This window comes from uncultured Sphingomonas sp., from assembly GCF_946477935.1.
Taxonomy (GTDB): domain Bacteria; phylum Pseudomonadota; class Alphaproteobacteria; order Sphingomonadales; family Sphingomonadaceae; genus Sphingomonas.
Genome location: NZ_CAMLAC010000130.1, coordinates 1 through 10,042, shown reverse-complemented (window position 1 = coordinate 10,042; position 10,042 = coordinate 1). Strand labels below are relative to the sequence as shown.

At 61.6% G+C, this 10,042-nt stretch carries 8 protein-coding genes and 2 pseudogenes; 6 read left to right on the top strand and 4 right to left on the bottom strand.

The window, feature by feature from the left end; translation table 11 throughout:
• Positions 1-341 precede the first annotated feature (341 nt).
• Positions 342-437: pseudogene (locus Q0U08_RS13325) on the top strand (DUF159 family protein); the annotation flags it as partial.
• A 195-nt stretch (positions 438-632) separates the two neighbouring features.
• Here the strand turns inward: Q0U08_RS13325 and Q0U08_RS13320 are convergent.
• Positions 633-968, bottom strand: a complete 336-nt coding sequence (locus Q0U08_RS13320) for a hypothetical protein (RefSeq protein WP_298091877.1) — start codon at positions 966-968, stop codon at positions 633-635.
• 443 nt (positions 969-1,411) lie between these two features.
• On the opposite strand from Q0U08_RS13320, the gene Q0U08_RS13315 reads away from it, so the two are divergent.
• From Q0U08_RS13315 to Q0U08_RS13300, 4 genes and pseudogenes are all read left to right on the top strand, one after another.
• Positions 1,412-1,855 (top strand): YfiR/HmsC family protein, encoded by a 444-nt coding sequence (locus tag Q0U08_RS13315; RefSeq protein ID WP_298091878.1) that lies wholly within the window; start codon positions 1,412-1,414, stop codon positions 1,853-1,855.
• A 2-nt stretch (positions 1,856-1,857) separates the two neighbouring features.
• Positions 1,858-3,897 carry a TonB-dependent siderophore receptor gene (locus Q0U08_RS13310; RefSeq protein WP_298091876.1) on the top strand — a complete coding sequence of 680 codons (2,040 nt, stop codon included), beginning with the start codon at positions 1,858-1,860 and terminating at the stop codon, positions 3,895-3,897.
• Positions 3,887-5,668 (top strand): methyl-accepting chemotaxis protein, encoded by a 1,782-nt coding sequence (locus Q0U08_RS13305; RefSeq protein WP_298091875.1) that lies wholly within the window; start codon positions 3,887-3,889, stop codon positions 5,666-5,668. The genes Q0U08_RS13310 and Q0U08_RS13305 overlap by 11 nt, the downstream gene beginning before the upstream one ends.
• Positions 5,669-6,052: 384 nt before the next feature.
• Positions 6,053-6,220 (top strand): annotated as a pseudogene (locus tag Q0U08_RS13300) (IS21 family transposase); the annotation flags it as partial.
• 99 nt (positions 6,221-6,319) lie between these two features.
• On the opposite strand, the gene trmB reads toward Q0U08_RS13300, so the two are convergent.
• Complete coding sequence (gene trmB / locus Q0U08_RS13295) at positions 6,320-7,000, bottom strand: tRNA (guanosine(46)-N7)-methyltransferase TrmB (RefSeq protein ID WP_298091874.1); 681 nt, start codon at positions 6,998-7,000, stop codon at positions 6,320-6,322.
• Positions 7,001-7,110: 110 nt separating this feature from the next.
• On the opposite strand from trmB, the gene Q0U08_RS13290 reads away from it, so the two are divergent.
• Positions 7,111-7,716, top strand: a complete 606-nt coding sequence (locus Q0U08_RS13290; RefSeq protein ID WP_298091873.1) for a phosphatase PAP2 family protein — start codon at positions 7,111-7,113, stop codon at positions 7,714-7,716.
• Between the two features lie 68 nt (positions 7,717-7,784).
• Here the strand turns inward: Q0U08_RS13290 and metK are convergent, their stop codons facing one another.
• Both metK and lnt read right to left on the bottom strand, forming a co-directional pair.
• Positions 7,785-8,987, bottom strand: a complete 1,203-nt coding sequence (gene metK, locus Q0U08_RS13285; protein WP_298091872.1) for a methionine adenosyltransferase — start codon at positions 8,985-8,987, stop codon at positions 7,785-7,787.
• A gap of 42 nt (positions 8,988-9,029) precedes the next feature.
• Positions 9,030-10,042: apolipoprotein N-acyltransferase (gene lnt, locus Q0U08_RS13280; protein ID WP_298091871.1), on the bottom strand; the 1,013-nt coding region annotated here is incomplete at its 5' end.

Below are 10,042 nucleotides of genomic sequence, written 5' to 3'. Positions count from 1 at the left end.
CGTGCCTTATTTCGGGTGGCGAACGCCATAGTTTGGCAATACCTTGCCTTTAGGACGCATCAGTCGATCGCGCGCTTCGGTGCGCGATAGATGTCTCTTGAGGCCGGGTCGCCTACGGACAGCACCATGGTCCCGGCCTCAACTCCCACTGCATCTCTTCACGGAACCTGAAGGCGATCGAAGATCGTTCGGCCTGCATGTTCATCGTGTCGTCGGTCATCGGGGTCTCCGTCGGTTGAGTTTCGCTACCCAAACCTATCCGAAGATCTCCGACGGCCACCCCTCAGCTACACCACACCCTGGGACGCGACCTCCCTCGCCTATGTCATGCGGAGGGCGTCAAGCGTGGGCTCGACGTGACGGCATGGGATGTGACTGCGGGGCAGGCATCGTGGCTGATGACGAACGTCCGCAATTTGAAGCTGCCGCAATGGCGTGCGCGAGGCTAGTCTCGACGACGATATGGTATTGTTGGAGCAGATGGTCATGCATCGTGCTGACCGAGGGCGATGATCAATTGATCGCGACGTTTGCGGGCGGGGATGCGCTTGGCTGGACCCGACCCAATCGCAGCCGTTCAGGTGGTATTATCCGTTTCATGCCATTCAATCATCGTAATTGAACGGCATGTATCAGCGCTGCTTCCTTGTTATCGCCGCGGTAAAGTCCGGATCCTTCTTCGCCACCCAATCCACGAATTTGCGTACGTTTGGATGATCCAGCAGTCCGGCCACTTCCATCCCATGCCGTTGCAATTCGGAATTGGTGAAATTGGCAATTAGGGTCTGCTGGCAGATCGGATGCATAGGCACGACATCGCGGCCACCGCGGCTTTTGGGCACGGGGTGATGCCAGACAATGGTTTTGCCGGTCGGCCGGCCGCAGAGCCAGCATGGCACCGGCGCGGACGGCGTGTCGTCTTCCTGCGGAAGATGATCATAAGGGTCATGTTTTGAACGTCTTGCCATAGCTCGATCTAACCACCTTGATGCCTCGCTTGTAGCGAACCGATCCGCTAGCTGCCAACAGGGCCCCATCGCACTTGACGCGCCGATGTCATTCGGTCCTACCGGTCCGTCGGAAGTCCTCGATTAGCTTCTGCGATCGTCCGCGACATGGGCTCGGCATCTCGGGCGACCTGATCATCGTCCAGTTCGCAGCGTAGCCACTACACGCGTGGAGGTTGCCGTTGTCGTTGCGGGGAGCGTCCCTCTGACTGTTAAGCCAAAATCCTCCCTTTATGGTCTTCTACCGTACCGACCACGCCGCTGAACAAGACCATTAACCAATTCGATAACGATGGCCTTCACAAAGCCCGTTCAACGTGGGGGTAATCTTGATTAGACCTTGGTCATGGGCGTTTGGTGTAGCTGCGTTGGGAAGCGCTGCACCGCTTGGCGCGGAATTGAACGTGCCCATCGCAACCCGCGTCGTTTCGTTCGTTCAGCCCGGACCGTCGGGCATCGTCACTGCCGCAATAGTGTTTGAGCCAGGCAACGGCGCCTCGGAAGCCGAGGCGAACGCGATCGAGCGTTCCATCGGTGCAGGAATCGCAGCAGGACGGGCCACCATCCGGTCGAGACGCGTGCCGATTGGGGCGCTGGGCGTATTAACAGGATACCGCGTCGCGTTCGTCACCGCCGGTCTTCGCAGTGAACACAGTGCCATTGCGGCCGCGGCAGCAAAATCATCAGTCCTCACCATATCGTCTGACCCCGCATGCGTACAATCCGGCCGTTGTGTCGTCGGGGTCACCTCTGCCCCGAAGACGCAGATTACGATCAATCGCGCTGCTGCGCGCGCCACGAATGTTCGGTTCGGTTCGGCATTCCTCATGCTGGTCAAGGAAATTTGAGAATGCCCGTCATCCTTCCTGCCATCAGGCTGCGGGCCATTCTTGCGGCTGGCGTTCTCCTGTGCCCCGCGGCTGCCATGGCGCAAACCGTCGATTATCAAGCACTGCAGGACACAATCGGCGAGCCTGTCACCACCAGCGTGGCCGGAAAGCCGCAACGTGCCTCAGAACTACCAGCCTCCACAATCATCATCACGCGAACGGATATTGCCCGCTCGCCCGCCCGTGATGTTCCCGGGTTGCTGAAGACCTATGCTGGCATCGACGTGAACCGTTGGACGGCTGGACAAAGCGACGTCGCGGTACGTGGCGGTGTCCAGACCTACAATGCAAGGCTGCTCGTTCTGGTCGATGGCAGGCAGGTTTATCTCGACCACTACGGCATGACGAATTGGAACTTGCTTGGCGTTCAGCTTGAGGAAATCGAACAGATTGAGCTGGTCCGCGGTCCGGCAAACGCACTGTTCGGCTTCAACGCTGCAAGTGGCGTGGTCAACATCGTCACCCGGCGGGCCGGCACCGCCCCATCTTTTACGGCGACAGCGGAGGTCGGCAATCATGACATCGGCAAGGTGTCAGGTGTCGTACGGCTCCCGGTGACTCCGTCAATCGGCATCAGGATCTCCGGAGCACACGCGCGCGAAGACGAACGTGATATTCCGGCGTCGTTGGTACAGCCAGCGATGATCGCAAACGTCGCCAGCGATCAGATTGCCGGAGATGTTTCAGCATCCTTCGATGGACTGGAAGCCGTACTGGGTGGTGGCTATGCGTCCAACAGCCAGATCGAATATTTGCCCAGCCAACTGCTCTCCAACCAGGATTACAGCAGTCACAACGTTCATGCATCTGCTGCTCACGATACATCGTGGGGTGGGATTACGCTCAATGGTTACGTTAATTGGCTGACCGCGAAGTACGGTATCGGCACGACCGTCGATGCCACCGTTCCGATCATCTTCAAGAATCGAATCATTGCCACCCAGGCGTCTTCAATCCTGCGCTTGAGCACGGCTGGTACGCTACGGGTAGGCGTTGAATACCGTAACAACAGGCTTGCCTCGATCGACCAGTTCTCTGATCTGATCTCCTACGACGTTGCATCCGTCAATGCGCTGCTCGATGTTCATGCCAGTGAACGCATTTCAATTACCGCAGCAGGTCGCCTCGAACGTCTTTGGCTGGGGCAGTCTGGCGCCGTTCGCCAGCCAGCGTATGATGATCCTCGCGATTTTGATCGTGCTTTCACCCGCTTCAGCTTCAACGCTGCTCTGCTTGTCCACGTTGACGCGCGCAATCTACTGCGATTGAACGGCGGGCACGGCTACCAGTTGCCGTCATTGGTGAATTTCGGCACGCGGCTCCCGATCGTAACACCATCCCCTATTCCGGTTTTTGTCACTGGCTCTCCTGGCATGAGCCCGGTTGGGATATGGAGCGGTGAGCTCGGTTATGTTCACACCTCTGGCGATATGCGCTTGGAAGCAACGGCGTTCGTCACGCGCACCAACAATGCAATCGCCTCTCCCGGAGACGGACTGCAGACTGAATTATTTCTGTTTCCTACCCCGTCCCTCGTCGCGCGCTTCAAAGCCATCGGCGATTATACCACTTACGGCACATCCATTTCCGTGTCGGGGATAGTCGGCAGACTAACGTGGCGGGGTAATTACACCTGGACGCAAACCGATGAGCAACTCGGCTCGCTGGTCCAACCGATACCCTATGCCTTATCGCCGGAGTCGACGACCCCGGTTCACAAAGCCAACATCGTAGTTGGGTATGCAACCGACCGGCTGTCGCTTTCCGGAGTTGCCCGCTACACCTCTGCGACCCGGCAATTCGCGTTCTCTGCTGAACCAAGATTGATGCTTTACCGCGTCAACGACGCAGTGGCGCTCGACGCACGCGCCGGTTGGCGCCTCGCCCCAACCCTTGAACTATTTGCTGCTGGCGAGAACCTCACGCTGGCCGCAGGCGCCGCGGGCTCTCCGATCCCCGCGGATCGTCGCGTGCGAGCAGGAGTCCGCGTTGCGCTTTGACCAGCTTTCTCGGTTGTCGGATCGGCTTGAATGGAAGCTCAAGCTGGCCGACCGGCCTATATCCGGAAAAGTGGCAGCGACGCCGCTGATCATGCTCGTGCTTTTCGTTGTCATGGCACTGGCCAGCACCACAGCGCTGCTGATTGTCGGGCGCGGCGTAGATCACATTGTCAACCGCGATATGCGCGACATCGGCCAATTGAATGCAATCACGCAACGGTTCGATACCGCCAATTCGAACGTGTATAACCTCCTTGTCACCAAGGCAGCATCTTCGGGACTGACGATCGACGCGCGAGTAAAGGCCATCAATGGAGATCTGAACGGCGTGCGAACAGCGCTGATCGATTACCAGCGAAACCACCGTGAGCAGGAGGCGGTGCTGGGAGACGTGGTGTCCGAACTGGACCGCTATACGGCCAGCGTAGATGTTTTGACGTCGATGCTGGAGGTTGATTTCGCCAGTGCCGCTACAATGGTGGCGCCTTTTCGTAGTAACGCGCAACGTATCGACAATCAGATCCGACAAGTCGCGGACGCTGGGGTGCGCCAGGCGAACGAGAGCGCGCAGAGCGCGCTGTTGGCAACCCGTATCACCATAGCCATCCAGTTGGTGGTCCTGTTCATCGGAACGGCGCTGAGCCTGTTGATGGCCTATGTGGTCGGGCGTTCGATCGTACGCTCGGTCGCCGGCATCGCTGCGGCCACGGACTCTGTCATGAACGATGCCGATGTGGATCTCGTAGCGCTACAGCGTAGAGACGAACTTGGGCTCGTCGTGAACGCCCTTGCTGCCTTTCAAAAACAGCGCAAGGAAGCAGCGCTTCTGGCGCAACAAGCAGCCATCCTGCACCAGCAGGCGGAGGCGACGAAGCAACAGCAAGCGCAGGCTATCGCCGAGATGGAAGAACAGGCCCGGCGGGAGCGTGAGAAAACGCTGGCAACGCTGGCGGAGGCATTTGAAAAGCAGGTTAGCGGCGTTATCCGGGACGCGCAGGAGGCGATGGAGCTCCTTGAGGTCAACGCTGTCTCGTTGCGGGAAGCAATCAACGGCAACCGTGCACTTGCTCAGCAACTCGACGATATCGCCCAGCTTTTCGCCACCGAGATGCATGAAGCCGGGCAGCAGACACATTCGCTTGCACGTGCATTCGAGGAAATAGATCGCGAAGTTGCTGGCACCAGCCTCGCTGCCCGGTCGATCAATGACCACGCGCAGAGCGCGAACGAAACTGTCGGGCTGTCGCAAGTGCAAGCTACCAGTATCGAGCAGATCGTAGATGTAATTACGGCCATTACCAAACAGACTAATCTTTTGGCGCTCAATGCGACTATTGAAGCCGCCCGCGCTGGCCCCGCCGGTGCTGGCTTTGCCGTCGTCGCAGCCGAGATAAAGTCGCTGGCCATGCGCACTGGCGCAAGCGCTGGTGACGTTCGCAATAAAATCGAATCCGTCCAAGGTCATATCAAGTCTGTTGTTGCCAGTACCGGAAGCTTGTCCGCGCTGATTGGCAGTCTGGATGATGGTGCCAGCCGCGTAGCCCACATGTCTCGAGGGCAAAGCGATGCGATAGATCAAATCAACAGGCGCATTATTGCCGTAGAGGAGCGTAGCCAAATGCTTGCCGAGGCCAGTAAGCAGATAACATCCTCCGCCATTCAGAATCTCGCTTCAGTAGGAAAGGTTCAAAACTCGGGAGGCATTTTGAAGCACACCCTTAAGGTTCTGGCAGATGACGCTCATGGATTCATGCAGCATTTTGCCCGATAAGCAGAGACAGGTTTAGTTGTTGATCTTAAGGAATTGCCTCTAAGGCAATATAGGCCGTCAGCAATAACAATTGCATTTTATCATACATGATCGTCGGCGTGGGAAGGCCGGCTCCGGGCCATCGCCGACCTGCCACTACATGCCGTTATTGTCCATGCGCTCGGCCCATCGCGACATTCCATCCCCGTCGCCATCCATGCCCAGCGCTACCCCGGTTCAATTGGTGCGATCTAGTATGGCTTGGCGCCCAGATGGCGTGACCGCGATTGACCTGTGGATCGGCGTGGAAAGCGGACCCTTCATCCCGGTGGTCTAGGCTGTTCGTTTGACGGTGTGTCAAGCGGCGAGATCTGGATGTTGGTATTGGATACGGTGTTGAGGATCCGGCGCGAGAAGCTGCGCATCGGGCGCATCCACGACCTGCCGGTACGCGAGGGGTTCGATGGCTCCTACGATGCGGTGCGCCGTTATGCGGCCCGCTGGCGGCAGGCGCGGCGTCGCGACGTGATGAATGCGCCGGCGTTCATACCGCTGCTGTTCCGGCCAGGTGATCCCAGCAATCACGTAGCAATCACCGCAGCGGGAGCATCAAGAAAACGGCGGGAAGTCAAACGCCCGGCTTATAAGGGGCGAGGACCCGTAACACGCGGCCTACCGTCGGATATACCGGAAATACCAGACCTCGTGCCCCTGACGCCGCGCCTTGCGCTCGTAGCGGGTTTCCGGCCAGTCGGCGGGGCGGTGGAGAAAGTCGCGCGGGGTTTCGGCCTGCCAGACAAAATCGGTCCGCGTGTTCATCACCATCATGGACCAGCGGCAATAGGTGGGATCGTCGGTGCCGAGGCGGAACTCTCCACCCGGTTTCAGCTTGGCGGCGATCGCATCGAGCGGGCCGTGGTTCATCATCCGCCGCTTCGCGTGGCGTGCCTTGCGCCAGGGATCGGGGTGGAGGAGATAGACGCGCTCCAAGCTGGCATCGGGCAGGCGCTCGATCACTTCCAGCGCGTCGCCCATGTGCAGGCGTACATTGGCAAGACTGCGGTCACGGATGTGACCGAGCGCGCCGACGACACCGTTTAAAAAGGGCTCGCAGCCGATAAAGCCGGTCTCGGGCGCAGCCTCGGCCTGTCCGGCGAGATGCTCGCCTGCGCCGAAACCGATCTCCAGTTGCAGCGGGCGATCGTCGCCGAACAGGGTGCGCGCGTCGATGGGCCCGGTTTCGGGCACGCTGAAGGTGGGGAGGGTTTCCTCGACCAGAGCGGCCTGGCCCTGGCGAAGCTTGTGGCCTTGGCGGCGGCCATACAGGCGGCGGATGGCGACGGGATCGTTCATGGCCGCCGCCCATAATCCGATGATGCGCCGGAGCAAAGTGGCCGCACCGGCGGTTGCACTCGCGGATCGGATATGGCGGCTGGTCGCGATCAGCGCCGGAAAGGAAGGCGATGGGCAAGAAGAAGGATGCGAAGAAGGCGGGCAAGGCCTTGTTGAAGGCCGATACGGAGGCGACGCACGATGTGGCGCAGAACCGCGATACCTTGTTGGTTCGCATGGCTGGAGGCGCCAGCGAGGTGGCGGATCAGCCGCCGCTGATCGCGATTTCGGCGGCGACGCTGGCAACCGGACTGGTGCTGAGGCGGCCGGTGCTGGCCCGCACGGGCGCGCGGATGCTGACCGCGCATCTGATCGCGACGGGCATCAAGAGCGTGGTGAAGCGCAGCGTGGTGCGCGCGCGGCCGAACCATGCGGAGAAGATCGGTAAGCCGGTGTTCGAGGCGGGCCAGAAGAATACGCCACCGCTCAACTCCTTTCCATCCGGGCATACGGCGGGCGCGGTTGCGGTGGCCAATGCGGTCGCGCGGGAGGCGCCGTTGACGGGGCTGGCGACGCAGGGCGCCGCCGGGGTGATCGCGGCCCTGCAACCGCCACGCGGCACGCATTATATCAGCGATGTCGTTGTCGGCGGCGCGATCGGCTGGGTGTCGGAGCGAGCGGCGCGGCTGATCGTCGACCGGATGGCGCCGGCGATCTTGCGGCGCGTTACGCGCTAGGCATATACGAAACGGGCCTCGACCAACTGGCGGTCGAGGCCCATCCGTTCAGGCATATGGACCGTGGCTCAGTCGGCCAGTTCGGTCTTCAGCGCATCGACCAGATCGGTCTTTTCCCAGGTGAACAGCGCGCCTTCCGCGTCGCGGCCGAAATGGCCATAGGCGGCAGTCTTCGAATAGATCGGCGCGTTCAGCTTCAGATGCTCGCGGATGCCCTTCGGCGTCAGGCGGACTAGCTTGGGCAGCGCATGCTCCAGCTTCGACTCCTCGATATTGCCGGTGCCGTGGAGGTCGACATAGACCGACAGCGGCTCGGCAATGCCGATCGCATAGGAGAGCTGGATCGTACACCGCTTGGCGAGACCGGCCGCGACGACGTTCTTGGCGAGGTAGCGCGCGACATAGGCGGCCGAGCGGTCGACCTTGGTCGGATCCTTGCCCGAAAAGGCGCCGCCGCCATGCGGGGCGGCACCGCCATAGGTGTCGACGATGATCTTGCGGCCGGTCAGGCCGGCGTCACCATCCGGGCCGCCGATTTCGAACAGGCCGGTCGGGTTGACGTAGATCGCCTTGTCCTGCGGGAGCCAGCCCTCTGGCAGAACCTCGGCAAAGACGCCCTTGACGTATTCGCGCAGCTTGGCCTGGCCTTCGGGGTTCGACAGATCGGCGGAGTGCTGGGTCGAGACCACAAGCGCGGTGGCACGGACGGGCACGCCGTTCTCGTACTGCAGCGTGACCTGGCTCTTGGCGTCCGGCTCCAGGAAGGGCGCAGCGCCCGAGTGACGGTCGGCCGCCATCTTTTCCAGGATCTTGTGGCTGTAATAGAGCGTGGCGGGCATCAGGCCGGGCGTCTCGTCGGTGGCGTAGCCGAACATGATGCCCTGGTCGCCGGCGCCTTCGTCCTTGTTGCCGCTCTCGTCCACGCCCATCGCGATATGCGCCGACTGGGCGTGCAGGTTGTTCGAGAAGTCGAAGCTTTCCCAGTGGAAGCCGTCCTGCTCGTAGCCGATGCGCTTGACCGTCTCGCGCACGGTCCGCTCGATCTCGTCGAGCGCGCCGTCCACCCACGCGCCGTTCTCGAACACGCCCTTGCAGCGGATCTCGCCGGCCAGCACGACCTTGTTGGTGGTGGTCAGCGTCTCGCACGCGATGCGCGCTTCGGGGTCCTTGGAGAGGAACAGGTCGACGATCGCGTCGGAGATCTGGTCGGCAACCTTGTCGGGATGGCCTTCGGACACGGACTCGGAGGTGAAGATGTAGGAACTGCGCATACCCGTCCTCATAAGGATATAAAGATAGCTTTATATGTGCATCTAACGGCCCCGGCGGCGGATGGCAACGGCGATGGCGAACAGCGCCAGGGTGACGAGCGCGGCCATGAGGTTGCCGAGGCGTGCGAAGAGCGTGGGCGGCAGGGCGGGGGGGATCGCCGCTTCCACCGCGCCCGCCGTCTCGTGGGGGATGCTGGCGACGATGCGGCCGTCCGCCGCGATGATCGCCGAGATGCCGGTGGGCGTGGCGCGGACGACGGGCAGGCCTTCCTCGATCGCGCGCAACTGCGCCTGCGCCAGAAACTGGGGCGGGCCCCAGCGGCCGTACCAGGCGTCGTTCGAGGGGTTGAAGATCAGGCGCGGGCGATGGTGGCGGTCAACGACCTCGCCGGAGAAGATGATCTCGTAACAGACCTGGATGCCGATCGCACCGAACGCGGGCCAGTCGAGCGACGCGGGGCCGCGGCCGGGTACGAAGTCGATGTCGCCGGGGACGAGGCGCGCCAGGCCGAGCGGTGTGAGCAGCGAGGACCAGGGCAGATATTCGCCAAAGGGTACCAGATGCGCCTTGTCATACCGCCCGGCAATGCGCGCGTCAGGCGTGATGGCGAGGACCGAGTTGCCCGCGCCGTCGATGTCGCCACGCGCATCGAAGGTCAGCGTCGTGGCGTTGGTCATCAGCATGTCGCGCGGACCCAGCACGCTGGCGATGCGGCGACGGGTATCGACCGGCCAGCGGCGGTCGTAAATATACGCCGGATAACCATTTTCCAGCAGGTGTTGGAGCAATCCCTCTGGCCAGACGATCAGGCGGGGGATCGCGCCGGGGCGGCCGGACCCGGCGATCAGCGCGTCGAGGGCATAGTCGCCCGCGTCCGCGGTGCGCAGGTCGTTGCCGATGTTGGGCTGGACGACGCGGATGCGGGGCGTGGACGGGGCGGGCGACGGTGCATGGGTGAAGGGGGCGGAGGCGGCGGCGAGTGCGACGACGGGCGCGGTGATCGCCGGTAGCGTCCAGCGGCGGCCGGAGGCGAGCAGCAGCGTGCCGGCGGCAA